This window comes from Pseudomonas palleroniana (genome assembly GCF_022836895.1).
Lineage (GTDB): Bacteria > Pseudomonadota > Gammaproteobacteria > Pseudomonadales > Pseudomonadaceae > Aquipseudomonas > Aquipseudomonas palleroniana.
This window is the reverse complement of the sequence record NZ_CP092411.1, coordinates 4,327,950-4,353,162: the sequence shown is the minus strand read 5'-3', so window position 1 is coordinate 4,353,162 and position 25,213 is coordinate 4,327,950. Positions and strand designations below refer to the sequence as shown.

Genomic DNA, 25,213 nt, shown 5'->3' with positions numbered 1-25,213 from the left:
CGATCAGGCGCGGGTGCTGCCCGCGTGTGTCGCGAACAGCAGCTGCTGCATGGCCTGCGGCGGTTGCCCGAACGCGCGCAGGAACGCCTGGCGCATGCGCTCGCGATCCCCGAAGCCGGTTTCGCGGGCCACCACTTCGACCGGGTGACGGCTGGTTTCCATCAAGGCCCGGGCCGCCTCCACCCGCAGGGACTCGATGGCCTTGGCCGGGGTTTGCCCGGTTTCTTCACGAAACACCCGGCTGAACTGGCGTGGGCTGAGCCGCGCCACGTCGGCCAGGGCCTCCACCGACAAGTCATGGGTCAGGTTCTCGCGGGCATAGGCCAGGGCCAGTTGCACGCGGTCGGACTTGGGGTCCAGTTCCAGCAGTGCCGACAATTGCGACTGCTCGCTGCCACGGCGCTGGGCGATCACCAATTTGCGTGCGATACGCCGGGCCAGGTCGCTGCCCAGGTCGTTCTCGACCATGGCCAGCGCCAGGTCCACACCGGCACTCATGCCGGCGCCGGTCCACACTTGACCATCGACGACAAACAGCTTGTCTTCTTCCAGGTGGATGTGGGGGTAGCGCTTACGGAAGGCCGGGGCGTGAATCCAGTGGGTGGCGGCGCGCTTGTCGTCGAGCAGCCCGGCTTCGGCCAGCACGAAGATGCCCATGCACAGCGAAGCGATCCGTCGCGACTGCGCGGAGGCGCTCTTGACCAGGGCCGGCAAGTTGGCCTCGGGTAATTGGAACTCCAGATAACCGCTGACGATCAACGTGTCATAGCCCTGCGGCCGCATCGGCGTGGTATTGACCGAAAAGCCCTGGGACGTCATCACGGCACCGCCATGCTCCGACACCAGATGGAACTCATAGACCGGCTCGCCCTGGAGCAGGTTTGCACACTCGAACACCGAGGCCAGGCTGAGGCTCAGGGATTGGAAGTTCGGGTAAACCAGCAGCGCGACGCTATGCATCGTGTTTCTCCAGGGGCAGGGGCGAGGGATTGTCGGTGGATGGCGGGCAAACGGCAACTGCCACTGTGGCATGTCCGAAAACCTTGCGGATATGACGTTGTGCGGCAACCACCCGGCTCATAAGCTTCAACCCACAGACATCCCGAGGCACTGAACGATGAAAGTATTGATGGTACTGACCTCTCACGACCAGCTTGGCGATACCGGCAAGAAAACCGGCTTCTGGCTTGAAGAGTTTGCTGCACCCTATTACGTATTCAAAGACGCCGGTGCCGAGGTGGTACTGGCATCCCCGGCCGGTGGCCAGCCGCCGCTGGACCCGGTGAGCGATCAACCGGGTGCGCAAACCGAGCAGACGCGACGTTTTGCGGCGGACCCGGCAGCGCAACAAGCCCTGGCCAGCACCCTACGCCTGGAGACGGTCAAGGCCGCAGACTTCGACACGGTGTTCTACCCCGGCGGCCATGGCCCGCTGTGGGATCTGGCTGAGTCGCCGACGTCCATCGCACTGATCGAGTCGTTCGAACGCGCCGGCAAGCCCATCGGTTTTGTCTGCCACGCGCCGGGCGCGCTGCGCCACGTCAAGGCGGTGAACGGCGAGCCGCTGGTCAAGGGCCGCCGAGTGACCGGCTTCTCCAATTCGGAAGAGGCGGCCGTGGGCCTGACCGACGTGGTGCCGTTTCTGGTTGAAGATGATTTCAAGGCCCTCGGCGGCCACTATGAAAAAGGCGCCGACTGGCAGTCTTTTGTGCTCCAGGACGGTTTGCTGGTCACCGGGCAGAACCCGGCCAGCTCCAGTGATGCGGCCAAGGCCCTGCTGAAACTCACCGCTTAACTCACTCAACCTCTCTATTGAATTGGCGACCCTCAAGGGTCGCCAAGGCTTTCGTTCGTGCTGAATCTGGAATCTTGCTGATGATCCACAGTGTTTTAAATGCTCCGATCAAGTTGGGCAACCACACCTTGAACAACCGCATCGTGCTGCCCCCCTTGACGCGCCAACGCAGCGCACAACCCGGCGACATCGCCACCGCGCTGATGGCCGAGTATTACCGCCAGCGCGCCAGCGCCGGTTTCATGATCAGCGAAGGCACGCAGATCGAGCCCCGAGGCCAGGGCTATGCGTGGACGCCGGGTATCTACACCCCGGCGCAGATCGACGGCTGGCGCACCGTCACCGACGCGGTCCATGCCGAAGGCGCGGTGATCTTTGCGCAGTTGTGGCACGTCGGCCGCGTCTCGCATAACGCGCTGCAACCGGATGGCGCCGCTCCGGTTGCGCCGTCCGCCCTCGCTGCCCAACAAGCGAAAGCCTTTATTGCCACCGGGCCGGGCACGGGGGAGCTGGTGCAACCGCCCGTACCACGCGCGTTGAGCGTGTTGGAAATCGAGGAATTGGTGGGGCATTACGCCCAGGCCGCCCGCAATGCCCTGGATGCGGGCTTCGATGGGGTGGAGATCCACGCCGCCAATGGTTACCTGGTCAATCAGTTTATCTCCGCCCATGCCAACCAGCGTGACGACGAGTACGGTGGCTCGCTGCACAATCGCTTGCGTTTCCTGCGGGAAATCGTCGAGGCCGTGAGTGCCGTGGTCGGGCCGCAGCGCCTCGGTGTGCGTTTCTCGCCGCTGTTCAGCGGCACGCAGCAGGAGCGGGTGTATATCGGCCTGGTGGAAGACGATCCGCATCACACCTACATCGAAGCGATCAAGGTGCTGGAGGCGTCGGGGGTTGCCTATGTATCAATCGCCGAGGCGGATTGGGACAACGCGCCGGACCTGCCCGACACCTTCCGTGAAGCCGTGCGCAGCACCTTCAGCGGCCGCATCATTTACGCCGGCCGCTACACCGCTGAACGCGGTGCACGGCTGGTCGAAGCGGGCCTGGCGGACCTGATCGCGTTCGGACGTCCGTTCATTGCCAACCCGGACCTGCCGCAGCGGATCTTCAACGGCTGGCCGCTGAATCCGCTGCGGGCTGAAGGCTTGTATGGCGGGACGCAGGCGGGGTACACCGATTACCCGGCCTACGCCGAATAGTCAGGCGACCCGCAACACGATCTTGCCAATATGGTCGCCACCTTCCATCCGCGCATGGGCTTGGGCGGCCTCGGTGTAATCGAACACCTGGTCGATCATCGGCACACAACGTCCCGCTGACAGCGCCGGCCAGACGTGTTCGCGCAACTGCTCGGCAATCGCGGCTTTCTCTTCGCGGGTGCGCGGGCGCAGCAGCGAGCCGGTGATGTTGGCGCGCTTGGCCAGGATGGTCAGCAGGTCGACGTCATTGGCCTTGCCGCCCCCGAGGAAGCCCAGCATCACCAGGCGGCCGTCCATCGCCAGGGCCTTGAGGTTGTTGTTGAGGTAAGAGGCGCCCATGATGTCGAGCACCACATTCACCCCTTGGCCGCCGGTTTTTTCGGCGATGACCTGAGCGAAATCCTGCTCGCGATAATTGATCGCCTCGGCTCCCAGCTGGGTGATGGCGGCGCATTTGTCGGCGCTGCCGGCGGTGGCAAAGGCCTGGATGCCGAATTCGCGACACAGCATCAACGCGGTGGTGCCGATGCCGCTGGTGCCGCCGTGGATCAAGGCACGCTGGCCCTTGTGCGCACCGCCCAGACCGAACAGGTTGGCCCACACCGTGAAGAAGGTTTCCGGGATGGCGGCGGCATGAATCCAGTCCATGCCGTCGGGGACCGGCAACGCCTGGCTGGCAGGCACGCTGCAATATTGCGCATAGCCGCCGCCATTGGTCAGCGCGCACACCTTGTCGCCCAGGGCGTAGGTCGTCACGCCGTCGCCCAGCGCCACCACCTCACCCGCCACTTCAAGCCCAGGAATCGGGCTCATGCCAGGTTTCATCGGGTACTTGCCGGCGCGTTGCAGGGCGTCGGGGCGGTTGACCCCGGCGGCATGCACGCGGATCAGGATTTCGCCGGCGGCCGGGGCGGGCACCGCTGCCGAACGTGGCTTGAGCACCTCGGGGGCGCCAGGGCTGGTGATTTCAATCAACGTCATGTCTTGAGGCAGGGACATCGTGCGATTCCTGTAGTCGTGGACCTATGAAGTGGGACTACCTTACGCGGCCGTTGATTCAATCGGAACCCTTTCATGTGAGCACATGGCTGCAAGCCAATGGGCGGTGGCTGCAAGACAATCGTCCTGGTTTCCCTAGACACGAGGTGCGTATGAACGAATCAAGACATCAGGATATCGGGCTGCTGTTTTTGCGCGTCAGCGGGGCGTTGTTCTTGCTGTGGGTCCATGGTTTGCCGAAGTTGCTGGACTACAGCGCGCAGCTGAAAGTGATCGAGGACCCTTTTCACTTGGGCGCCAACCTCACCTTGCTGTTGGCGATTTTCGCCGAGGTGCTGTGCCCGTTGCTGATCATCGCCGGGGTGCTGACCCGCCTGGCGTGCTTGCCGATCCTGGCTGTGCTGCTGATTGCGATGTTGGTGGTGCATCCTGAGTGGACGCTGTTCGAAGGGCAGTTCGGCTGGTTGCTGCTGATCATCTTCACCAGCGTGTTGATCAGTGGGCCGGGCCGTTTGGCATTGGGCCGGCATTGGGCCTGAATAAAAGGTCCTGAATAAAAAAGGGCCGGGCAAGCCCTAATGCCAGTCAGTCAAGGCTTAACGCTGTCACTGTGGGAGGGGGCTTGCTCCCGATAGCGGTGAGTCAGTCGATAAACTGCTGACTGACACACCCTCATCGGGAGCCCCCTCCCACAAGTTATTCATCGTCCGTTCTATCGCTTGACTGGCTGGCATCAGGGCAAGCCCGGCTAAATAAGGAGACGGTGTTTCAACGGTTCAGGAACGCCAGCAGATCTTCATTCAATGCCTGGGCATGCGTCACGGCGAACCCGTGGGGTGCGTCCTTGTACACCTTGAGCTCGGCCCCTTTGATCATCTGGGCGGCGACCTTGCCGGTGGTCTCGAACGGCACGATCTGGTCACCGTCGCCGTGGATCACCAGGGTCGGTACGTCGATCTTGGCCATGTCCGGGCGGAAGTCGGTTTGCGAGAAGGCGGTGACGCAATCCACGGTGGACTTGAGCGAAGCTTGCAGGGCGATCTGCAGGGTCTGGGTGAGGACGCCGTCCGAGACTTTCTGGCCCTTGTTGAGGCCGAAGAACGGCGCATTGAAGTCGGCGATGAACTGCGCACGATCCTTGAGCAGACCGACTTTGATGCCATCGAACACCTCGGTCGGCACACCCTGCGGGTAATCCGGTTTCTGGCCGAACAGCGGTGTCACCGCCCCCAGCAGCACCAGGCCGGCTACGCGGGCGGTACCGTGGCGTGCGATGTAGCGGGCCACATCGCCGCCGCCCATGGAGAAGCCCACCAGGGTCACCTCCTTGAGGTCCAGGTGGTTGATCAACTGGGCAATATCATCGGCGAAGGTGTCGTAATCGTTACCGGTCCACGGTTGATCCGAGCGGCCGAAACCCCGGCGGTCAAACGCGATGGTGCGAAAGCCGCGGCTGCTCAGGTATTCCATCTGGTATTCCCACATGTCGGCATCCAGCGGCCAGCCGTGGCTGAACAACACGGGCTTGCCGCTGCCCCAGTCTTTGAAATAGATCTGTGTACCGTCTTTGGCTACGAATGTACTCATGGAAAACTCCTCGGATGGGGGCAAGTGGCTCAGCGCACTATCGTGTGAAACCGGACCCGAGGTCTTGTATGCCTGTGCTCGGTTGAACGGTTCAGGCACCAAGGTGTTGCTTGGGCGTCAGAAATCGAAAAGCACGGTTTCTGCTGCGCCTTGGACATGAATATCGAAGCAGTAGGCCAACCGGCCATCCACGGTACAGCGCTTGGCGATCAAGGGGGCGCGACGATGGGGCTGCTCGATCAGGTTCAGTACCGGGTCCAGTGCATTGGCCTCAGGTTCGTCGTCGAAATATAGACGGGTTTGCAGATGAATGTTGATGCCGTGCGCAAACAGCGAGACGTTGATATGCGCCGTCATCGCAACGCCAGAGCGCGCAGGACGATATCAAAGCGAAAAGCCAGGCTTATGATGGCGTTCAAGGTCTATGGTTTGCCCCTCATCACGCACCATGCGCGGCGAGGTTGCGGTACTGCCCTTTGAAATACAGCAAGGGTTGCGTGGCAACGACTTCCTGCAAATTTAACGCCTTCACTTCCCCGATCACAATCAGGTGGTCACCTGCCGCATGCTCGGCGTGAATCTCGCAATCCAGCCAATGCAGGCTGCCGACTATGATCGGATTACCCAAGGGTGATTCCTGCCAGTTGACGCCGTGCCATTTGTCCGTGCCTCGCCGAGCGAACTGGTTGGAAATTTCGACCTGCTCGCCCGAGAGGATATTGACCGCAAATCGACCTGCCCGACGAATTTTTGGATAGCTCGCCGAGCTGGCCATGACGCTGAATGACACCAGTGGCGGGCTCATCGACACGCTATAAAACGACTGGCAGGTGAAACCAATCGGTTCGCCATCGACGTGTGACGAGATGACCGTGATACCCGAAGCGTAGTGCGCCAGCGCCTCGCGAAAGCGCAATGAATCAATGGCATTACCCATCAGTGACATGACAGCTCCTAAATAGAGTGCAACTGACGTGGTTAAGCAAGCGGCGTACGCCACCTCGGAACGTAGCTCAGCGTGCGTTCAGAAGCTCTCTGCGAACGATCTCTGCGCCAGCACTCAACGCGTTCAATTTGCCCCTGGCGACGCGACGGGGCAGGGGCGCCATACCACAGTTGGTGCAGGGGTAGAGCTTGTCGGCATCGACGAATTGAAGTGCTTTGCGCAGGGTATTGGCCACTTCCTCGGGCGTTTCAATGGCATGGTTGGCCACGTCAATGGCGCCGACCATGACTTTCTTGCCTCGAATGAGTTCGATCAGCTCCATGGGGACATGGGAGTTGTGACACTCCAGCGAAACGATATCGATGCTGGATTTTTGCAGCTTGGGAAAGGCTTCCTCGTACTGTCGCCACTCCGAGCCCAGTGTCTTCTTCCAGTCGGTGTTGGCTTTGATGCCATAGCCGTAGCAGATATGCACGGCGGTTTCGCATTTAAGCCCTTCAATCGCCCTTTCCAGCGTGGCGACACCCCAGTCGTTGACCTCATCGAAAAACACGTTGAATGCCGGCTCGTCGAATTGAATGATGTCGACCCCGGCAGCCTCCAGCTCCTTGGCCTCCTGGTTGAGAATCTTGGCGAATTCCCAGGCCAGCTTTTCACGACTCTTGTAATGAGCATCGTAGAGGGTATCGATCATCGTCATCGGGCCTGGCAGGGCCCACTTGATAGGCTGCCCGGTCTGCTGGCGCAAAAACTTGGCGTCTTCAACAAAGACCGGCTTTTTCCGAGCGACGGCGCCCACGACTGTCGGCACACTCGCATCGTAACGATCACGAATCCTGACCGTCTCGCGGTTTTCGAAATCAACGCCGTCGAGGTGCTCGATGAAGGTCGTCACGAAATGCTGACGCGTCTGCTCACCATCGCTGACGATATCGATTCCGGCCAACTGTTGTTCATGCAGCGACAGGCGCAGGGCATCGTGCTTGCCCTCAACCAGTTCATCACCTTGCAGTTTCCACGGTGACCAGAGCGTCTCAGGTTGAGCAAGCCAGGAAGGCTTGGGCAAGCTGCCGGCGGTAGAAGTGGGTAAGAGTTTTTTCATGAAAAATGACCTTGGCTTTCAATTAATCAAAGAGCGCAACTGACAGACCACTGCTCAAGTACGGCTTGATAGGGCTTGATAAATTGTTCTTGGGCAAACTTTCCTTGCTCGATCGCCAGCCGACTGCGTTCTTCTCGGTCGTACACGATCCGAGTCAAGGAGTAGTCCTGGTTCTTCAGGCTCGGCTGATAGGATTTTCCGGCCGCCGAGTTAGCGTTATAGATCTCCGGCCGATAGATCTTCTGGAAGGTATCCATCGTGCTGATGGTGCCGATCAATTCAAGGTTGGTGTAATCGCCCAGCAGATCGCCCGAGAAATAAAACGCCAGCGGCGCAGCGCTGTTCGGCGGCATGAAATAGCGAACCTTCAAGCCCATCTTCTTGAAATACTCATCCGTCAATGAGTACTCATCCTGCACGTACTCAAAGCCCAGCACTGGGTGCTGATTCTCGGTTCGATGGTAGGTTCTGGCGCTGGAAATGCTCAGGCAAATAACCGGCGGTTTGTCAAAGCGCTGCTTGTACGTCGTTGAATTGACGAAGTACTTGAACAGCTTGCCGTGCAAATCGCCAAAGTCTTCTGGCGTACTGAAACCTGACTGGTTTTTGTTGTGCTCCAACAACCGCACACTGAAATCATAGTCGCGTACGTAGGAGGAGAAGTTGTTACCCACGATGCCGTTGATGCGCTCACCGGTTTGTCGATCGACAATCGTAGTTTTCAACACTTCAATCAACGGGACCGCATTGTCTCGGCTTTGCGCGTCGATACTCATTGCGGCGGAGATGATCTCCAGCTCGACCTTGTAACGATCACCCGTGGGGTTATCCCAGTGCGCCAGCGCATTGAAGCGGTTGTCAATCATCTTCAAGGTGTTGCGCAAATTCTCTTCACGGCTCTCACCCCTGGCCAGATTGGCGAAGTTGGTCGTGATCCGGGTGTTGTCTGAAGGCGTGTAATGCTCATCGAAGCAGACGCTTTTGATAGAAAATGTGAGTTCTTCGTTCATCGTGCCTTGCACCCCGTTTTTACGTGCCAGAACTGAATGGGCTGATTGCCTTTCAGTTCTGGCCAATAGTCTGTTTTCTCCCGTGGCAGCCTTCAGGGCGCCTCAGTGAAGAGCTGCCGGTATTTTAGGGGGGGGTGCTGTATGAACAAAAACGAATTGATTTCAATAAAGTATTAGTTACGCTCATGATCAAGTGGGCATTTTGCAACCGAGCCCAGAGCCTCTTGCTGACGCCCTCTTGCTGATGGAAACGCTCGTGCTAGCGGACCTCCGGTAGTTTGGCGATCACCTTGATCTCGAAGTCGAAGCCGGCCAGCCAGGTCACGCCGATGGCGGTCGCTGTCGAGTAGGGCGCTTCGCCCCAGTACTCAGCCGCTACTTCCCAGATCGTTTCGAACTTCGAGTCGGGGTCGAGCATGAAGATGGTCGTGTCGACCACATCGTCGAAACTGCTGCCGGCCTCTGCCAGGATCGCGTTGAGGTTGGTGAAGGCCAGGCGCACCTGTGCCGCGAGATCCGGTTCGGCCGAACCATCCTTGCGGCTGCCGACCTGGCCGGATACGAACAGAAAGCCATTGGAACGAATCGCCGGCGAGTAGCGGTGCAGTTCGTAGAGTGCATGGCGGTCAGGCGGGAAAACGACATCACGTTTAGGGGTCATGGCCTAGCTCCTTCAGGGCCATCGCGGCCCGTTGTTCAAGAGGGAGCCACTGTAGAAAGGCCGCCGGCCTGGATAAACCAGCAACTCTGGTCATGATTGTTTGTAGAATCCAAACTATCCCGACCTATTGAGGCGTGAAATGGACCGTTTCGATGCGATGCAGGCCTTCGTCCGAGTGGTGGAAACCGGCAGTTTCACCAAGGCGGCAGCCACCCTGCACATGAGCAAGACCAGCGTGACGCAGCTCGTCCAGCAACTGGAAGCAAGGTTGCGCGTGCGCCTGCTCAATCGCACCACCCGCAAGGTCAACATCACCGCCGATGGCGCGGCCTACTATGAACGTGTGATCCGGCTGCTGGCCGATATGGACGATGCCGAGACCAGCTTGTCCAGCGCATCGACTGCGCCCCGCGGCCGATTGCGGGTGGACGTGCCCAGCCCGCTGGCGCGCATGGTACTGATACCCGCCTTGCCAGGGTTCTATGCGCGCTACCCGGAAATCCAGCTGACCATGGGCGTCAGCGATCGCATCATCGACATCATTGGCGAGAACATCGACTGCGTAGTGCGTGGCGGCGAGATCACCGATCAATCCCTGGTGGCACGGCATGTGGGGGACCTCAAGCTCGGCATCTATGCCACGCCAGGCTACCTGCAGCGTTTCGGCAAGCCGGCGCATCCGCGTGAGCTGGAGGATGGCCGGCACAGTACGGTCGGCTTTCTGTGGTCGCGTACCGGCAAAGCCTTGCCCTACACCCTGCAGCGGGGCGAAGAGATCATCGAGGTCCAAGGCCGCCCGCTGTTGATCATCGACGATGGCAATGCCTACCTTGCGGCAGGGCTGGCGGGCCTGGGCGTGCTTTGGCTACCGCAGTACATGGCCAAACCGCACCTTGCCAGCGGCGAGTTGCTGCCGCTGTTCGAGGAATGGCAGATGGAACCGATGCCGATGTATCTGGCATTCCCGCCCAACCGTCATGTCAGCACCAAGGTGCGGGTGTTTATCGACTGGGTCATAGAGTTGATGGCCGAGCATGCACCGGTCGTTGCGAGGGGGTGATGCTAAAGGGTCGTTCGGCCAGGGATGCCCCAACGTAGTTTGCATTCAGCTGTTGCGGGCGCGCAGTACCTGAGTCTGCGCCTGGCCCAGGCGATACTGGTTGTCGCCGCTGCGCTTGGCCTCGTACATCGCCAGATCGGCGACATGAATCAGTTGGTCGCGCGTCTGCGCGTGATCGGGGAAGAGGGCGATGCCCAGGCTGACTCCGACCAGCTGCTGCGTATTACCCAGACTGATGGGAGCGTCCAGCGAAGCCAGCAATCTCTGCGCGATCATCCCGGCCTCGTCTTCGGGGGAACGTTCGGCCGATAAACCTTCGAACACGGTGACAAACTCGTCGCCGCCCAGCCGCGCCACACTGTCCGAGTTGCGCAGTGTTTCGTGCAGGCGGGTCGCGGTGGTCTTCAAGACCTGATCGCCGGCCGCGTGGCCAAGGTTGTCGTTGATCGCCTTGAACCCGTTGAGGTCGATGAACACCAGTGCAACCCGGCTGTGGTTGTGCCGGGCCAAAGCCAGGGCACTTTCCAGGCGTTCCTCGAACGTTAAACGGTTCGGCAGGCCGGTCAGCGGGTCATGGTGGGCTAGCCGGTGCAACTGATGGGCCCATGCTTTTTCCTCGGTGATATCACGCACCACGCCCATCATCTTGATGGGCGTGCCAAGTTCATCCTTGATCACGTTTCCGGTCTCGCGCAGCCAGCGCAGCGTACCGTCCGGCCAGACCACCCGATACTCCTCGTCGTGGTTCTCGCCGGTTTCGATGCAGCGTAATTCGCCGGCACGCACACCGGCCCGATCGTCCGGATGAACCGCCTTGCAGAACAACTCGTAGCTGGGCGTCACCTCATCGACCGAATAGCCGAACATGCCGAAGATGGCGTCGGACCAGTACAGGTGGTTGGTGTCGATGTCCCAGTCCCAGGTACCGATTTGGGCGAAATACTGGCTGCGCTGAAAGCGTTCGGCCTCGACCAGGACCGGACGGATCAACAGCCATTGCGTTGCATAGGTCGTGCTTTGCTGGCTGATGTGCAACGCGCGTGGCTGGCCATCGTCGCCCGTGACCTGCACCGTGCCGGCGGGTGCGGTCAACGGAGGCAAGCGTTCTCGCAGGCGCAGGCCCAGCAGCGGCGTGCGGGCACAACCGAGCAATTCGGCGGCGGCCGGGTTATGCCAACGCACTCGGCCATTGCGGGCCAGTTGCAATACGCCCACGTCCAAATCCGCTAGCAGCGCACAGTGTTCCTGGCGTTGGCGGTGGAGTACCCACAGCAGGGTCAGGGAGGGTAGGGCGGCGAGCAGGACGAACAGGGCAATCATCGGGCACCGACCAATCCGAGGGGCTAGGCAATGGGGTTATTATGCATATCTTTTGATGGCAGTTTGCCCATAAGCGCGATCAACCCTCCTGTTTGCTGCTTGGCACGGATCATTCGAGCGCGGTGTGAGCTGGGGGCCGTTGGGGATGTAGTCGCAGGTTGCGATAGGCCGTTTCCGGCCAGAAGCGGACATATAAAGAACATCAGTGTGAGCTGCCAGACTTGGCGCTCCAGCGCAGCGGGCAAAGTCATGGGCCTCGGTTTACAGTGAGGCATGTCGGGGCCGGAGACGCCATGCGGTGTCCAGATTGCCGCAGTCTTTCAGAGGCGGTACAGACTGACGAAGTCAGCGCCATCCATCGGCGTGCTGTCCGTGCAGCCCGTCATCGGCAAACCCTGTGACCATCCTGCCGCCAAGGCCTGCACGTCACGCAAGGGATCGGACGCCTTGGCGCGTTCATTGCGAATGCGGCAGGTTTCAGGATCAGTGGCAAACAGACCTCGAGCGAAGATTCGACCCTGCTCGGCTAGCTTGGCGGTCTTCGGCCCGCGGATCTCCGCGAAGCGCTGCAAGGCGTCATCAAGGCCGCTCGTTCGTTCCAGGCATCTAGCAAGGTGCCAAGCGTCTTCCAACGCCTGACAAGCGCCCTGGCCTGATGTCGGCAACGGCGCGTGCGCCGCATCTCCCACAAGCAACACATTAGCCCGGCTCCACGCGTGCAGCGGGTCCAAGTCGTGCACGGCAATCATTCGGATGGCGTGCGTCGGCGTCGCCTGGATGATACGGGCGATAGGCTCCGGCCATCCCGCGAACAGATCCTCGATCTCCTTGCGCATATCGGCTGAGGGCGTCGGCCCCGACAATGGCCGCGCCTGCGCCGCTGCCCAGTAGGCCAACTCCGGCCGGACCGGCACGCAACCGAAGCGATTGCCCGAACCCCAATAATCCTGAATCGCTATATCGCTCACCAACGCACTTTCCCCCTGTGCCACACCTATCCAGTTCACAAATCCCTGATAAACCGGCGTGTTATCCCCCGCAACGAACTCGCGTGCCACCGACCCCATACGGCCATCGGCGCCGATAAGCAGATCTGGACGGATACTCACCCCGTTCTGGAAGCGCGCCACTGCTTTGCCATTAGCCTCCAGATCGATCCCCACCGCCCGATGCCCGAACTCCACCGGGATTCCGCTCTGTGCCGCATGTTTCAGCAGCACTGCCTGCAAGTCCCTCCGCAAAATGGTATGAGTCGGATATCCCATTGTCTCGTCCAGCAGCGCGATATCTATGCCCCCCAACGAATTGCCCGCAGCGTCCTGGCGGCGCACTACCACTGGCCGGCCACCCGCTGCCGCGATGTCTTGGAGGAGGTCCAGTTCCTCCAACACAAAGCCAGCGTTGGGCCAAAGCGTCACGCCAGCCCCCATGGTCGCTGGCCCCGCCCGGCGCTCATATACGCGGGGACTGTGTCCCCGCTTGCGCAAGGCAAGCGCCACGCTCAACCCCGCAATTCCGCCGCCAAGTATTCCGATTTCCACGCTGGATCTCCTATTCAATCCGCCCCGACGCGCCATCGGCGACAACCCATCGGACGAGACAGCATCTTAGATTCCGTCAATGGGGAGAACTATTATGTGAAAATGGGCGACTTTAATACCTTAATCGGGATAATCATGCGCAATGCCCTCGACCTGAACACCGTCCGTGTATACGTGGCGGTCGTCGATGCACAAAGCTTTGCCGGCGCGGCGCGCCTGCTGTCCCTGCCATCCTCTAACGTCAGTCGCCACGTCGCCTCGCTGGAGCGCAGATTGGGCGTTCGCTTGCTGGAGCGAAGTACTCGCCATCTGCGCATGACTGAAGCCGGCAGACTTCTCTACGAACGTGCAAAACCTTTGCTCGACTCCTTGCTCTCCACTGAGGAAGAACTTGGCGCGGTGCAACATGAACTGCGGGGGCCCTTAAGGATGTGCATGCCAGGCGAAGCGCCAAGGCTACTGGCCCCTATCCTGGCCGAATTCTGTAGCCTCCATCCCGGCGTCGAATTGGAGTGCGACATACGCCTGACCGGTTTAGAAGCGCTCCGGGAAGACGTGGACCTCTCCATCGTCTTCCATCGTGGGCGCCAGGATGACAGCGCCATCATCACCCGCGAACTCGCTACGCTACCCAGCATTGTGGTCGCGGCTCCCGCTCTTTTAGCCAAAACGGGAACTCCGCGCCAAGTGCGCGAACTAGAGTCCTTGCCGTGCATTACTACACTGAGCGCATTGAAGGGCCAGCCCTGGCTATTTCTCGACGGCACAGGCGAAATCATGAAGGTATCTGTGCGTAGCCGCTATCGTGTCAACAGCGGAGAACTTGCGTTGGCGGGCGCGCGGCAAGGCATCGGTTTCGCGATAGTGGCAGCCTATCCATGCCAGGAAGATCTTGCAGCAGGCCGATTGCGGGAAGTGTCGCTGGACCTTCGCCCTGCGCCGCTGCAATTGCTTGGCGCGTACAGCCACCGCCATTCTGCGACCGCGCGGGTTCGGGCGTTGCTGGAATTTATACAGCTGCGGCTGGAACGAGTTGGGAGCGGCTCAAGATGAAAGTCGAAATGAGGGCAGCGTCCGAATGGCCGAGGTCCTACCCCGGGTCGTTTTCTGCCTTTCCTGTATGACTGCAATGGCCGGTTAGCGACAGTCTGACTTCGACCGTCGCTATACATGGTCAAACCTCAGTCTGTTCCGCCATCTCCAGGGCGTCATCGACCTCAATCCCCAGGTATCGAACAGTGCTCTCCAGCTTCGTATGGCCGAGCAGCAACTGAACCGCTCGCAGGTTCTTCGTCCTGCGATAGATCAGTGATGCCTTCGTACGTCGCATTGTGTGGGTGCCATACATGGCTGGATCAAGACCCACGGCTTTCACCCAGCTTTTGACGATACGTGCGTATTGACGAGTAGATAGATGGTCTGAAATATGCAGCCGGCTAGGAAAAAGGTAGTCCTCGTTGCGTAGCTGGGCCCGACGTATCCAAGCTGCGAGAGCAGATCGTGTTTGCTCAGTAATCTCAAACTGCACAGGCCGCTGCGTTTTCTGCTGCATCACCATGGCTCGTGATGATACGTGCTCGCCATGAGCAACATCGCGCACGCGGAGGTTGGTTAAGTCGCAGGCTCGAAGCTTGCTGTCAATGGCCAGATCGAAAAGAGCCAGGTCTCGGGTTCTTTCCGCAATTTGAAGCCTTACTCGGATGGCCCAGATATCTCTCATTCGGAGTGGGGTTTTCTGCCCGACCAATTTTCCTTTGTTCCAGGGCTGACGGCTGCAGGTAGCAATGATGTTCATGAGAAGTCCTCCACGAGGGGAAGGACAAGGATGGCTAATCAGAGCAACGGTCGCTAACGGCCAGAAGGGAACATTCTGAAAGAGCTGCTTTCGCGCGATGGGTGCAGCTCACGAACGATTGCTCTAGGCCAAATACACCATTCGCGCGGCACTGAGATCGACAAAAAACACACGTTTGAAAACGACGTCGCCTGCCCTCTCCATCTCCTGATGCCTTCGTAAAGAAAATCCATGCAGATGACTAAAATGCTGAATTTTACGCGGGCGCACTAAAATCAGAAAAGATCGATGCCTGACATCTCAATTGAATCGAAAGGGGATGGAAACAATGGTGGCATGATGCTATAACGCTGAGTCAAAAGCTGACATATTTATTACACCGCGCAATGATGCACCCAGCGAGCAGGAGCTCACAAAATGTTTAAAGTTAGTAGTGCATGCCTTATAAGGCAAAAGCAGGATATCAAACATGATTGATAAAATAGACCTTGAAAACTTCAAGCGCTTCAAGTTTGAAAGCCTCGATTTGGAGAAGCCAATCACCCTTCTTTATGGCGAAAATAGCTCGGGAAAGTCTTCCATATTAAAAGGGCTCGCCGCGTTAATTCAGACCTTTAGTTGGAGTAGAAACAAACATGAACCATTGATGGCCCAAGGAGAATATGCCAACCTTGGAATTTTTAAAGATTACGTTCACAATCATAACACATCTAACAAAATTACTTTTTCTCTCACTACAGCACCTCAGACCTGGCACTCAGTAATTAAAACGAAGTCAGGAACGGTTTTAAAGTACATCACCAGCCTTTGCTACGATAGATCCCCGTATACAGAGCAGGCTAGGATTTATTCCATAGTTGTGCATGGCGTAGTGGAGAATGGGGAGCTTTTGGAGATTCTAAAGCTCAAAAGAGCCGAAACCAAGTCTTATTACACCATAACGACGTGTTACGAACTGCTAAAAAATGAATCAGGTTCGTTTGTTCGGGTAAAAGCGAATGTAACGGAAAAAGAGATAAAGCGCACAGCTGCTTTGAAGACAAAGCTGCATTACACTGAAGGCTTTACCTTTCATCTGGCGTCTGGCAAAAAAGATGATATATCAATTTTTAAGGTCCGCATACTAGATCGTTTTATATATGCTCTTTTTGAGTTGCCAGAAAAATATAAGTATTTAGGTCCTCTGCGTTCAAGTCCAAGTCGAAGTTATACATTGTCAGCAGCAAGCTCTGATGTTGGTTCGCGAGGAGAAAATACGCCGTCAGTGATATCATACTTAAAAAGAAGTAGCGAAAGCATTAAGCCTAATAAGGAGGCGTACCGAAAGATTCAGCACTGGGTAAATCTTCTTTTTCCAGGAAGATCTATTGCAGTAGAAGATTATGAAGAGTTGGTGAAGCTGAGGATTACTAGAGATGGAATAGCGGACTCTATTCAAGATGTTGGTTTCGGTTTTTCGCAAGTATTACCAATTATAGTCCAAGCGGCAGCGTTGAGAAAAGATCAGTGCATGATCATAGAACAACCTGAGCTACACCTGCACCCCCGAGCTCAAGTCGCATTTGCTCAGTTCCTTGTGGAGGCCTGTAGGGAAGGGAAGCGGTTTATCATTGAAACGCATAGCGAGCATGTGTTGCGAGGTTTGCAGCTGGCCATATCTGATAACTCAATGAACAATACATTGGGGATTGAGAAAGAAGACCTGAAGGTTTACTACTTTCCAAGTGAGCAAGGAGCTAATGCGTTCGAGATAAAGATAAATTCTGATGGCGAACTTGTAGATGGGTGGCCAGCAGGCTTTTTTGATGAGTCATACAACTTAACCAAAAGAATTATCAATAACAAAATCGCCAAACTCGCAGGACTGAGCCATGAGAGCAGTAATTGAAAAAGAGGTGCTGCAGGAGGTGTTTTCCGGGGCGTTCTCAGAGATTTTTATTACTGCGCACTCCGCTGTACTAGGAGTAACTCCTGCAATTATAAGCGAATACTTGAATATCTCCGATGGCGCGGGAATGTTTAAAGAGTGGTTTGATAAAACATTCAGTACCCAGAATAACTATTTTCTAGTGTCCCCGGATAGCCTTTCAAAATATCAACTTGATGCAGCATGTCTGCAGTCTAATTATGTTGGCGCTGCATACCATAACTCCGGACCTATCATTGCACAGTCTGCGAATTCATTCAATAAGCTTTCTCCGTGCTCTTGGGGAGTGCCAATTGTAAGCGCTAAAGATTACAAGTTCAAAGTATCTGCTAACCAAGCCGGGGCGAAGGTGGCAGAAATAATTTCATTGAAGCCAAAGGGAACTCAAAATCCAGACGTACTGAAGAGTTATTTACTGAAAGAAAATCGGATTTTTATTTTTGATAAAAGCATAAATTTCTCAGGCGCGGACTTTGTTTGTGAGATTACTAAATATTGTGCGCCGAAGTGCAAGATAGTAGTTATGTCAAACTTTAATGGTTGCGCCGGTAGAGGCTTGATGTCTATGCTGGATTTGCAGAAGTATATAAATCAAAGGAAGACAAACGGTACAGTTGAAGTTCTTCAGGCCAGCAAGGAAACAGTAGGGCGTTATCACGACCGATTCATATTTTTAGGAGATAGATTTCAAATTTCGTTTTCAAGTGGTATCGATTGTTTCGGCAGGCCTCCGGCTTGGATCAACACAGACGGAGATGTAACGATACACTGCGTGTATAACTCAACCACTCTTATGGAATTTGACGCGGGAGCACGGAAGAGGTTTAAGCTAAAAGCAAAAGGTTAGGCAAAATTAATTAATTCCTGTTCCTCTCGAAGGGGAGCACTTGGCCGAATGCTGCCGCTCATGGACGGCCGCTTTTGGCCGATAGCTGCCCGTCACGAGCGGCAGTAATCGGCCAAAAGCGGTCGTGTCCAAGCGGTAGCTTTCGTCCTACAGCGGCCGATCCAGATTCTGTGTAACCAGCTAATTCAGAGCTTGGCAGATCAATCGGATACGTTTTTGACAGCGTGGGTGGCGCATGTTACTTGTCAACTTGGCCTCAGCTTCCCCTGTGCGCGCATCTCGACACAAATTGAGGTAAGTATCGGACAATGCATACCTTGGTCGACAAGCCGATTGGTAGGAGTATTCGAAGTTGTCCTGAGTGTGTGTCAGCTAATAACTAAGAGGCCCTAGCATGGCTAAGAAACTAAAAAACATCATCAAAAAGTATAAGGTCTACTTTTTAATGGACGAGGACTTGATTCACTCAAGTGACGGGGACGCATTCATTATTCCGAAAAAGAAGCGAGTTGATGAATTCGGTTATGCAGTATCTTGCAGATTGGGATTAAGAACCACCGACGGGAAGTTTTTTATTTTTGATGGTCTATGCGCTATAAAAGGACAGAAAAACCTGCATAAATTCATTTCCGGTTTGCTCGCGGAGAATTTGCGCCCATTGCCCGTTGAGGAAATCGCTTTACCATTTAAATGTTTATTTGTAGATGCTAAGTCATATAGCTTAGTTAGGCGCGCCATTGGAATAGAGCGGGGAACGGAGCTTCTAAAGGCATTGCATGACATGGCTGTCAGCACTTCTGTATCAAGGGACTGGATGGAATTTTTCGCTGATCCCATCTTTTCATTAGCAATGATTAGATCCAGTGAAGCCTTTTTTGCTTATCGTCGCGGAGCAAGAATGTTAAGTGGACTCCGGGAGGAAAGCAGTGACTCGCAGAGACCTTTCAAAGTTGAGCTGAAAGGAAGTGGACCGAAGTACAAATTTGATTTCAAGTTTGAAGAGGCTAACCTTCTCCGAGGAAGGATTGCTGTTCTAATTGGTAAAAACGGCTGCGGGAAAACCTCTAGTCTTGCTAAGATATCAAGGGCTTTAATAGATACGCACAGCCGTTTGGCAACGGTAGTTAATAAACCTGACCTTAATCAGGTGGTTGTATTTATTCATACCTCTTCGGTAAGAGATTTTACCCCGAGTTCAAAAGAAGGGGCAGCGCGAGCGCGAGTTTTTACTTTCAATCCTGGCACACCTCGCAAAGCTAATAGCGAGTCGATGGCAGTTCTATTGGTTGATGTGGCGCGTGGTCATGATAATAATGGGCCACTGCTAACCCATTTTTCGGAAATTTTAAAAGACGAATTTCCCGATTTTGAAATGCGGGTGCCCGTACGAATTGAACAAGATGGACCTCGACCGAAAGTTGATTATGTGCCTTTTGACGTTTGGTCGAATGGAAATGAACAAGAAATATTAGAGAACTCAGGAAAGGTTTTCACTAGTTATCCGTTAGAGTTTTTTGACTCCGATGGAGCCCGCCGAAAACTTAGTTTGGGGCAAAGTTCTTTTCTTCGTTTTGTGCTTACAGCCCTATCGAATGCAGGGCCTGCTTCAGTACTGGTTATTGATGAGCCCGAAAATTTCCTGCATCCCAATTTGATATCAAGGTTTATGCGTACTCTCAACAGAATACTTGAGGGGACACGCTCCATAGCCATCATTGCAACACACTCTCCTTTCGTCGTACGAGAAGTGCAGAGTGCGCACGTGCATGTAATGGATGTTGAGGACGGAGAGAGTGTCATCAAAAAACCGTTGGTACAGACGCTCGGCGCTAGCATCTCGACGATTTCCAATGAAGTCTTTGGTGATGATCTACCCAGTCATTTGTACGATGAACTACTTGACCGGGCGGAGTTTCATAGCCACTCTTTCGAAGAGGCGCTGGAGCGCTATGCATCGGAGTTGAGCGTGCCTGCTTTGATGACCCTTAGGTTGAAAATGGGAGTGAAAATTGCGCAAGATTGATTGCCCCATTATCCAAGACTCACTTTTGCTAGATGCCTTGAGACTGTCTCCAAGTTCAGCAGCACAACTGGCTGCACCGTATTTCGATGCTATCGCGCTGCGCTATTCGGCTTATGAACTTAGCTTTGGTGATCCTTGGGCTGTATTGCCTGACACAGGTTTCCTTCCTGTTAAAGAACAGTTGAAATCTTTATACAGCACTCCTCCTGTGGCGTTGAGTTTCATAGGTGAACTAAGGGACTCACTAAGAGGCGCCTGTCCGGTTTGCGGGCGTGATGCACTTGGCACTTTGGACCATTATCTGCCCAAAAGTTTATATTCCGAGTTTTCTTTTTTCTCAAAGAACTTAGTCCCCTGCTGCGATCGATGCAACAATAAGCGTAATGCACTTGTAAGGGGGGCTGGCATCGGTGAAAGGCCACTCCACCCTTACTTCGACAATTTCGCAGTAAACAGAATCCTCAGTGTGCAGTTTGAACCTGATTGGAGAGCTCCCAAGATAACGCCTATACCATTCGATGTGGCTGGTCAAGAGCTTGCAACGGTTCGTTGGCATATCGAGAACGTTATTCGCCCTGCAGGTATAGATGAGTATTTGATTGATCTCTGGGGAACAATGGTCAGCGAATTAAAGCAGATCTTTCCGGAGGTATTGACCATCGACGACTTTAAGAGAGAAATTTTGCAATACGAACGTTATGAGCGGGTTGTGTCACAATCTCCAAACTCCTGGAGATCTGCGTATTACCATGGACTTGGCCGTAACGATGAAGTCATCGCGTACCTATACGGGTTACTTATTTGATGGTTTTTACCTGCGGAGTAGCAACACAAGCGGGAGATAGATTCTGGCGTTCGACTCCTTAATTGTGTATAGCTCCGAGACGAAATGTGTCCGGGTGGTAGGGGGCGTACCCGCCCGCTGTTCCAAAGGCACTTGTGCCAGAAATACCATATACGTGCTTTCGAACGACAGCTTCTGGCCGAAAGTGGCCGTTCATGAGCCTCTGCTTTTAAACGTTTCCTCCCAACCATTAGAAAGCCGAAATCGCTAAACATCGCACTCTCAGCAATCCCCCTCGTTAAAGAGCACTCAACAACCAAAATGATTATCGCCATTCTCTTATGACCCACTGGTTCCCACCGCGAACAAACCCTCCTGACGTGTCGATATCAGACATGACCACGACGCAATCAGGCTACTCAGTCAGCGCACGGGCCAAGTACTGTGAAGTGTCTTTCCACCAAACCGACCACATCATGACGATGGGTCCGATAAGAACTGCGGCGGTTGCACGGGCCTCCTCCGGGAAGCTCATCAGGCAGCGATAGTCATCGTTAACTGACTCCACTCGCCAAATGTCGATCAGCAGAGAATAAAAAAACCAATGATCAGCCCGAACTCAATGGATTCGAGTAGCCAATTGGCGCAGGGCTTCAAGCCTCGTCATGTCACCATGTTGTCCATCGCTGGAATCATCGGCGCCGGTTTATTCGTTGGCTCCGGCCATGCCATTGCGGCGGCGGGCCCGGCGGTGCTGTTGGCTTATCTCTTCTCGGGGCTGCTCGTGGTGCTGGTCATGCGCATGCTCGGCGAAATGGCGGTGGCCAATCCGGACACCGGCTCGTTCTCCACCTATGCGGACCAAGCCATCGGGCGCTGGGCCGGTTTCACCATTGGCTGGCTTTACTGGTGGTTCTGGGTTCTGGTGATTCCTATCGAAGCGTTGGCGGCCGGGCATGTGTTGAACCAATGGTTTGCGCAGGTCGATGCCTGGCTGTTCGCGTTGGGGTCGATCATTGCGCTGGTGGTGACCAACCTGTTCAGTGTGTCCAAGTATGGTGAGTTCGAGTTCTGGTTCGCCATGGCCAAGGTCGTGGCGATCATCGGGTTCATCGGTGTCGGCTTTGCGGTGTTGATGGGCTGGGTGCCCGATCACGAGGTCAGTGGGCTGAGCGGCATGATGGCCGAGCACGGCGGGTTCGCGCCCAACGGCCTGTCGGCGGTGGTCGGCGCTTTCATCACCATCATGTTCAGCTTTATCGGCACTGAAGCGGTGACCATCGCGGCAGCCGAATCGAATAACCCGGCGCAGAATATCGCCAAGGCCACGCGCTCGGTGATCTGGCGTATCGGCGTGTTTTACCTGCTCTCGATCTTCGTGGTCATCTCCGTAGTGCCCTGGAATGACCCGCTGCTGGCCTCGGTAGGTTCTTATCAGCGCGCCCTGGAAATCATGAACATCCCCCATGCCAAGTTCATGGTCGACGTCGTCGTGCTGATTGCCGTGGCCAGTTGCATGAACTCCTCGATCTACATCGCCTCGCGCATGTTGTACTCGCTGGGGCGTCGCGGCGATGCGCCCAAAGTCCTGAAGGCGACTTCTGCGGCAGGCGTGCCGCGTGCTGCGGTGATTGCCAGCACCGTGCTCGGTGCGTCGATCACCGTGTGGAGCTATTTCATGCCTGCCGGGCTATTCGAGTTCCTGCTGGCCAGTTCCGGCGCGATTGCCTTGCTGGTGTACCTGGCGATTGCGGTCTCGCAGTTGCGTATGCGCCGTCTATTACGCCAGCGCAATGTCGAGCTGACTTTCCGCATGTGGCTGTTTCCATGGCTGACGTGGCTGGTCATTGTGTTTATCTGCGCAGCGCTGGCGGTGATGATGCTCACCCCGGAGCACCGTACCGAAGTCACCACCACCATTGGCTTGGCACTGGCGATTTCCTTTATCGGCTTGATGACGTCGCGTCACCCTGGTTCTCAGAGTTTGTCAGCAGACCTCGGCGGCGTTTGATCGAACGGCTCGCGATCCAACAGGCAGTCAATGAATGCACCGAGGGCAGCCGGTCTGTGCCGCCTGTTCGAGTAGTAGAGAAACAGCCCCGGACGGGTGATCGACCAGTCTGCAAGGACCTGAACCAGCTTTCCTTGGGCCAGGAGTTCACCCACGCCATCTTGCTCAAAATGGTAGGCAATGCCGAGGCCCTGTACCGCCGCAGCAACGCCGATATCAGGGTGATTGGTGACGATAGGGCCATCCACCGCGATCTCGAACGACTGCCCCCGTTTCTTGAACTCCCAGCGATAGGGTTTGCCGTCTGACTGAAGCCGCCAGTTGATGCACGCATGTTCGTGCAAGTCGACGGGGGAGTGGGGTGTGCCTCGATGCGCGAGGTAATCGGGAGACGCCACGGCCATCATCTTCAAGTCGGGGGTGAGCCGAACGGCAACCATGTCTTTTTCGAGTTGCCCACCGACGCGGATACCCGCGTCAAAGCGGCCAGCGACGATGTCTGCCAGCGTATCGTCAACCACGATATCGAGTACCACATCAGGGTGTGCATGCTGGAAGCGTGAAAGCCTGGGGGCAATGATGGTCCTCGCTGCGATCCCCAGGGTGTTGATTCTCAACGTGCCACTCATCTGACCTGTGGTCTCGCTGGCTTGGGCCACCGCCACGGCGATCTCTCGAAACATCGGGGCTATGCGCGAGTAGAGTTGCTCGCCACTCGCTGAGGGCGCGACGCTTCGAGTCGTGCGGTTCAGCAGGCGTGCGCCTATGCGGTCTTCGAGCTGTCGGATGGTCTGGCTGAGTGCAGAGGGCGACAGGCCCAGGTGCTCTGCGGCCCTTGCGAAGCTTTTACGCTCCACTACGGCGACAAAGGCCTTTAGCTCAGCAAATTCTGATCCGCGCATTATGCATTGTTCTCTAAATAGCCAATGCTGATCTTGGAGGATTCTTGAAAGGATCGCCAGGGCACATCCTATGAGCCGTCCCAATCAAGGAGTCCCTCATGTCAGTGCTTACTCTTCCAGATCCCATCACCGCGTATTTCGCCGCGGATAGCCAAGGCCCCGATGCCGTCGCTCGCTGTTTCACGTTGCAGGGCGTGGTCAGAGACAAGGGGCAGATCCACACCGGCCGCGATGCCATCGCGGCATGGAAGGCCGAGGTATCAACCCTTTACACCTGCACCACGGAGCCTTTCTTGATTGAACAGATGGGTGATGTGATTGCTGTTCACAGCCACGTGGCCGGCAATTTTTCAGGCAGCCCGATTGATCTCAAGTTCTTGTTCCGTCTTGAGCAGAATCTGATTGCAAGCCTGGAGGTTACCCTATGAGCCTGGATCTTCGGCTTAACGCGCTACGGGCGGTGGTTACCGGCGGCACGAAGGGTCTTGGCGCCGCCGTTGTACAAAGCCTGGTGGAGGCCGGTGCACGTGTGGCGACATCAGCGCGCGTCATGCCGGCACAAACGGTGGAGGGTGTCACTTACATCCCGGCGGATCTGACGACATCCGCAGGCGTGGCGCACCTCGCACAGGCCGTTCTCAAGGAGTGGGGCGGGGTCGATGTGGTGATCAATGTACTCGGTGGTTCAGAGACTCCAGGTGGCGGGTTTGCTGCCCTCACGGATGAACACTGGCTGGCGGAACTGAACTTGAATCTGATGCCCGCAGTCCGTCTTGATCGAGCCCTCTTGCCCGCCATGCTTGCCCAAGGTTCAGGTGTGATCATTCACGTCAGTTCGATCCAGCGCCTGATGCCTCTGCCCGAAGCCACCACCGCCTATGCTGCCGCAAAGGCGGCCCTCACCACGTACAGTAAGTCCCTTGCAAAAGAGGTCATGCCCAAAGGCGTTCGTGTGCTGAGCGTCGCGCCAGGATGGATTGAAACCGAAGCGTCCGTAAGGCTGGCAGAGCGGCTGGCGGCCCAGGCTGGAACAGATTACGAAGGCGGCAAGCGCATTGTCATGACATCGATCGGCGGAATTCCACTGGGCAGGCCAGCCAAGCCTCAAGAGGTGGCCGATCTGATCAGCTTCCTGGCGTCACCGCTTGCCGCCTCGATCTCGGGGGCTGAGTACCGTATCGACGGGGGGACCGTGTCTACGCTTTGACCGATGGCCCTGGATCAGGTGAGTAAAGTCGGGAGCATTTAAACGCTTGGACGGGGGGCACCGGCGGCCGCATGTTGGGTCTTGCTGATTCGGCGTCGGCGGTATTGGCCGCCTCCTGCACCCCCGCTAAACCACCGCATCACGCTCGGCAAAAATACGCGCCATTTGCGCCGCATTCTCAGTCCCCCAAGTGCACAGCGGCACAATCGCCTCAGCCAGGCTGACGCCCAGCGGGGTCAGCGAATAGTCCACGCGTGGCGGTACTTCCTTGTAGTCGGTTCGCGCCAATACGTGATCGGCTTCCAGGTCCTTCAACTGCTGGATCAGCACTTTATCGCTGACGCCGGGGATCAAGCGTTTCAGCTCGCCGTAGCGCTTCGGGCCGGTGCGCAGGAAAAACAAGACCAGCGGTTTCCACTTGCCCGAGATGATGCGCAGCGTGGCGTTGAGCCCGCAACCGGTGTCACAGATTTCAGCAGTTTTCGTCATTT

24 protein-coding genes and 1 pseudogene are annotated in these 25,213 nt (G+C 56.3%); 12 read left to right on the top strand and 13 right to left on the bottom strand.

Annotated elements, in window-relative coordinates; genetic code table 11:
• Positions 1-3 precede the first annotated feature (3 nt).
• Positions 4-960 carry a GlxA family transcriptional regulator gene (locus MJP36_RS19665; RefSeq protein WP_244383820.1) on the bottom strand — a complete coding sequence of 319 codons (957 nt, stop codon included), beginning with the start codon at positions 958-960 and terminating at the stop codon, positions 4-6.
• Between the two features lie 157 nt (positions 961-1,117).
• Between MJP36_RS19665 and MJP36_RS19660 the strand changes: the two genes are divergently transcribed.
• Positions 1,118-1,795, top strand: a complete 678-nt coding sequence (locus tag MJP36_RS19660) for a type 1 glutamine amidotransferase domain-containing protein (protein WP_244383819.1) — start codon at positions 1,118-1,120, stop codon at positions 1,793-1,795.
• An 80-nt stretch (positions 1,796-1,875) separates the two neighbouring features.
• Positions 1,876-3,000: an alkene reductase gene (locus MJP36_RS19655; RefSeq protein ID WP_198763508.1), complete on the top strand. Its 1,125-nt coding sequence runs from the start codon at positions 1,876-1,878 to the stop codon at positions 2,998-3,000.
• On the opposite strand, the gene MJP36_RS19650 is transcribed toward MJP36_RS19655, so the two are convergent.
• Positions 3,001-3,999: an NAD(P)H-quinone oxidoreductase gene (locus MJP36_RS19650; RefSeq protein WP_244383818.1), complete on the bottom strand. Its 999-nt coding sequence runs from the start codon at positions 3,997-3,999 to the stop codon at positions 3,001-3,003. It abuts the gene before it with no gap.
• Between the two features lie 152 nt (positions 4,000-4,151).
• On the opposite strand from MJP36_RS19650, the gene MJP36_RS19645 reads away from it, so the two are divergent.
• Positions 4,152-4,538, top strand: a complete 387-nt coding sequence (locus tag MJP36_RS19645) for a DoxX family protein (RefSeq protein WP_244383817.1) — start codon at positions 4,152-4,154, stop codon at positions 4,536-4,538.
• 229 nt (positions 4,539-4,767) lie between these two features.
• Here the strand turns inward: MJP36_RS19645 and MJP36_RS19640 are convergent, their stop codons facing one another.
• The 6 genes and pseudogenes from MJP36_RS19640 to MJP36_RS19615 all read right to left on the bottom strand — a co-directional run bounded on the left by MJP36_RS19640 (position 4,768) and on the right by MJP36_RS19615 (position 9,305).
• Positions 4,768-5,586, bottom strand: a complete 819-nt coding sequence (locus MJP36_RS19640; protein WP_161550115.1) for an alpha/beta fold hydrolase — start codon at positions 5,584-5,586, stop codon at positions 4,768-4,770.
• A 117-nt stretch (positions 5,587-5,703) separates the two neighbouring features.
• A pseudogene (locus MJP36_RS19635) lies at positions 5,704-5,955 on the bottom strand (peptidase associated/transthyretin-like domain-containing protein); the annotation flags it as partial.
• A gap of 70 nt (positions 5,956-6,025) precedes the next feature.
• Positions 6,026-6,532: a flavin reductase family protein gene (locus tag MJP36_RS19630; RefSeq protein ID WP_244383816.1), complete on the bottom strand. Its 507-nt coding sequence runs from the start codon at positions 6,530-6,532 to the stop codon at positions 6,026-6,028.
• Positions 6,533-6,599: 67 nt separating this feature from the next.
• Entirely contained in the window at positions 6,600-7,634 is a 1,035-nt protein-coding gene (locus MJP36_RS19625; protein ID WP_244383815.1) for a methionine synthase, read from the bottom strand.
• Positions 7,635-7,660: 26 nt separating this feature from the next.
• On the bottom strand, positions 7,661-8,644 hold the full coding sequence (locus MJP36_RS19620; RefSeq protein WP_244383814.1) for a DUF1852 domain-containing protein: 984 nt from the start codon (positions 8,642-8,644) through the stop codon (positions 7,661-7,663).
• A gap of 259 nt (positions 8,645-8,903) precedes the next feature.
• A complete protein-coding gene (locus MJP36_RS19615; protein WP_244383813.1) occupies positions 8,904-9,305 on the bottom strand; it encodes a RidA family protein in 402 nt (133 codons plus the stop codon).
• Positions 9,306-9,444: 139 nt separating this feature from the next.
• Between MJP36_RS19615 and MJP36_RS19610 the strand changes: the two genes are divergently transcribed.
• Positions 9,445-10,365, top strand: coding sequence for a LysR family transcriptional regulator (locus MJP36_RS19610; protein WP_060755393.1), 921 nt, complete (start codon positions 9,445-9,447; stop codon positions 10,363-10,365).
• A gap of 45 nt (positions 10,366-10,410) precedes the next feature.
• Here the strand turns inward: MJP36_RS19610 and MJP36_RS19605 are convergent, their stop codons facing one another.
• Together MJP36_RS19605 and MJP36_RS19600 are read right to left on the bottom strand one after the other, a co-directional pair.
• Positions 10,411-11,685, bottom strand: a complete 1,275-nt coding sequence (locus MJP36_RS19605) for a diguanylate cyclase domain-containing protein (RefSeq protein WP_244383812.1) — start codon at positions 11,683-11,685, stop codon at positions 10,411-10,413.
• 320 nt (positions 11,686-12,005) lie between these two features.
• On the bottom strand, positions 12,006-13,226 hold the full coding sequence (locus MJP36_RS19600) for an FAD-dependent monooxygenase (protein WP_244383811.1): 1,221 nt from the start codon (positions 13,224-13,226) through the stop codon (positions 12,006-12,008).
• Between the two features lie 102 nt (positions 13,227-13,328).
• Between MJP36_RS19600 and MJP36_RS19595 the strand changes: the two genes are divergently transcribed.
• Positions 13,329-14,279, top strand: a complete 951-nt coding sequence (locus MJP36_RS19595; protein ID WP_244385651.1) for a LysR family transcriptional regulator — start codon at positions 13,329-13,331, stop codon at positions 14,277-14,279.
• 121 nt (positions 14,280-14,400) lie between these two features.
• Here the strand turns inward: MJP36_RS19595 and MJP36_RS19590 are convergent, their stop codons facing one another.
• The gene (locus MJP36_RS19590; RefSeq protein WP_244383810.1) at positions 14,401-15,021 is read right to left on the bottom strand and encodes a tyrosine-type recombinase/integrase; all 621 of its coding nucleotides are present in this window, start codon (positions 15,019-15,021) and stop codon (positions 14,401-14,403) included.
• 469 nt (positions 15,022-15,490) lie between these two features.
• On the opposite strand from MJP36_RS19590, the gene MJP36_RS19585 reads away from it, so the two are divergent.
• The 5 genes from MJP36_RS19585 to MJP36_RS19565 all read left to right on the top strand — a co-directional run bounded on the left by MJP36_RS19585 (position 15,491) and on the right by MJP36_RS19565 (position 22,613).
• Positions 15,491-16,909, top strand: a complete 1,419-nt coding sequence (locus MJP36_RS19585) for a DUF3696 domain-containing protein (RefSeq protein WP_244383809.1) — start codon at positions 15,491-15,493, stop codon at positions 16,907-16,909.
• Positions 16,893-17,795: a hypothetical protein gene (locus MJP36_RS19580; protein ID WP_244383808.1), complete on the top strand. Its 903-nt coding sequence runs from the start codon at positions 16,893-16,895 to the stop codon at positions 17,793-17,795. The genes MJP36_RS19585 and MJP36_RS19580 overlap by 17 nt, the downstream gene beginning before the upstream one ends.
• A 394-nt stretch (positions 17,796-18,189) precedes the next feature.
• Complete coding sequence (locus MJP36_RS19575) at positions 18,190-19,818, top strand: AAA family ATPase (protein WP_244383807.1); 1,629 nt, start codon at positions 18,190-18,192, stop codon at positions 19,816-19,818.
• Positions 19,805-20,623 (top strand): HNH endonuclease, encoded by an 819-nt coding sequence (locus MJP36_RS19570; protein WP_244383806.1) that lies wholly within the window; start codon positions 19,805-19,807, stop codon positions 20,621-20,623. The genes MJP36_RS19575 and MJP36_RS19570 overlap by 14 nt, the downstream gene beginning before the upstream one ends.
• Before the next feature lie 583 nt (positions 20,624-21,206).
• Complete coding sequence (locus tag MJP36_RS19565; protein ID WP_244383805.1) at positions 21,207-22,613, top strand: amino acid permease; 1,407 nt, start codon at positions 21,207-21,209, stop codon at positions 22,611-22,613.
• Here the strand turns inward: MJP36_RS19565 and MJP36_RS19560 are convergent.
• Positions 22,580-23,515 (bottom strand): LysR family transcriptional regulator, encoded by a 936-nt coding sequence (locus MJP36_RS19560; protein ID WP_244383804.1) that lies wholly within the window; start codon positions 23,513-23,515, stop codon positions 22,580-22,582. The genes MJP36_RS19565 and MJP36_RS19560 overlap by 34 nt on opposite strands.
• A 98-nt stretch (positions 23,516-23,613) precedes the next feature.
• On the opposite strand from MJP36_RS19560, the gene MJP36_RS19555 reads away from it, so the two are divergent.
• Both MJP36_RS19555 and MJP36_RS19550 read left to right on the top strand, forming a co-directional pair.
• Entirely contained in the window at positions 23,614-23,943 is a 330-nt protein-coding gene (locus tag MJP36_RS19555; protein ID WP_244383803.1) for a nuclear transport factor 2 family protein, read from the top strand.
• Complete coding sequence (locus MJP36_RS19550; protein ID WP_244383802.1) at positions 23,940-24,722, top strand: SDR family oxidoreductase; 783 nt, start codon at positions 23,940-23,942, stop codon at positions 24,720-24,722. Before MJP36_RS19555 ends, MJP36_RS19550 begins: the two co-directional genes overlap by 4 nt.
• 126 nt (positions 24,723-24,848) lie before the next feature.
• On the opposite strand, the gene MJP36_RS19545 is transcribed toward MJP36_RS19550, so the two are convergent.
• The gene (locus MJP36_RS19545; protein ID WP_244383801.1) at positions 24,849-25,211 is read right to left on the bottom strand and encodes a winged helix-turn-helix transcriptional regulator; all 363 of its coding nucleotides are present in this window, start codon (positions 25,209-25,211) and stop codon (positions 24,849-24,851) included.
• Between the last annotated feature and the right edge of the window lie 2 nt (positions 25,212-25,213).

Excerpts from the sequence above, each read along its gene's own strand:
- MJP36_RS19555 (WP_244383803.1), top strand. The coding sequence starts at position 23,614 with ATGTCAGTGCTTACTCTTCCAGATCCCATCACCGCGTATTTCGCCGCG.
- MJP36_RS19545 (WP_244383801.1), bottom strand. The coding sequence starts at position 25,211 with ATGACGAAAACTGCTGAAATCTGTGACACCGGTTGCGGGCTCAACGCC.
- MJP36_RS19575 (WP_244383807.1), top strand. The coding sequence starts at position 18,190 with ATGGCTAAGAAACTAAAAAACATCATCAAAAAGTATAAGGTCTACTTT.
- MJP36_RS19660 (WP_244383819.1), top strand. The coding sequence starts at position 1,118 with ATGAAAGTATTGATGGTACTGACCTCTCACGACCAGCTTGGCGATACC.
- MJP36_RS19620 (WP_244383814.1), bottom strand. The coding sequence starts at position 8,644 with ATGAACGAAGAACTCACATTTTCTATCAAAAGCGTCTGCTTCGATGAG.
- MJP36_RS19550 (WP_244383802.1), top strand. The coding sequence starts at position 23,940 with ATGAGCCTGGATCTTCGGCTTAACGCGCTACGGGCGGTGGTTACCGGC.
- MJP36_RS19585 (WP_244383809.1), top strand. The coding sequence starts at position 15,491 with ATGATTGATAAAATAGACCTTGAAAACTTCAAGCGCTTCAAGTTTGAA.
- MJP36_RS19590 (WP_244383810.1), bottom strand. The coding sequence starts at position 15,021 with ATGAACATCATTGCTACCTGCAGCCGTCAGCCCTGGAACAAAGGAAAA.
- MJP36_RS19610 (WP_060755393.1), top strand. The coding sequence starts at position 9,445 with ATGGACCGTTTCGATGCGATGCAGGCCTTCGTCCGAGTGGTGGAAACC.
- MJP36_RS19655 (WP_198763508.1), top strand. The coding sequence starts at position 1,876 with ATGATCCACAGTGTTTTAAATGCTCCGATCAAGTTGGGCAACCACACC.
- MJP36_RS19560 (WP_244383804.1), bottom strand. The coding sequence starts at position 23,515 with ATGCGCGGATCAGAATTTGCTGAGCTAAAGGCCTTTGTCGCCGTAGTG.
- MJP36_RS19625 (WP_244383815.1), bottom strand. The coding sequence starts at position 7,634 with ATGAAAAAACTCTTACCCACTTCTACCGCCGGCAGCTTGCCCAAGCCT.
- MJP36_RS19565 (WP_244383805.1), top strand. The coding sequence starts at position 21,207 with ATGATCAGCCCGAACTCAATGGATTCGAGTAGCCAATTGGCGCAGGGC.
- MJP36_RS19650 (WP_244383818.1), bottom strand. The coding sequence starts at position 3,999 with ATGTCCCTGCCTCAAGACATGACGTTGATTGAAATCACCAGCCCTGGC.
- MJP36_RS19640 (WP_161550115.1), bottom strand. The coding sequence starts at position 5,586 with ATGAGTACATTCGTAGCCAAAGACGGTACACAGATCTATTTCAAAGAC.
- MJP36_RS19595 (WP_244385651.1), top strand. The coding sequence starts at position 13,329 with ATGGGCGACTTTAATACCTTAATCGGGATAATCATGCGCAATGCCCTC.
- MJP36_RS19645 (WP_244383817.1), top strand. The coding sequence starts at position 4,152 with ATGAACGAATCAAGACATCAGGATATCGGGCTGCTGTTTTTGCGCGTC.
- MJP36_RS19605 (WP_244383812.1), bottom strand. The coding sequence starts at position 11,685 with ATGATTGCCCTGTTCGTCCTGCTCGCCGCCCTACCCTCCCTGACCCTG.
- MJP36_RS19630 (WP_244383816.1), bottom strand. The coding sequence starts at position 6,532 with ATGTCACTGATGGGTAATGCCATTGATTCATTGCGCTTTCGCGAGGCG.
- MJP36_RS19665 (WP_244383820.1), bottom strand. The coding sequence starts at position 960 with ATGCATAGCGTCGCGCTGCTGGTTTACCCGAACTTCCAATCCCTGAGC.
- MJP36_RS19615 (WP_244383813.1), bottom strand. The coding sequence starts at position 9,305 with ATGACCCCTAAACGTGATGTCGTTTTCCCGCCTGACCGCCATGCACTC.
- MJP36_RS19580 (WP_244383808.1), top strand. The coding sequence starts at position 16,893 with ATGAGAGCAGTAATTGAAAAAGAGGTGCTGCAGGAGGTGTTTTCCGGG.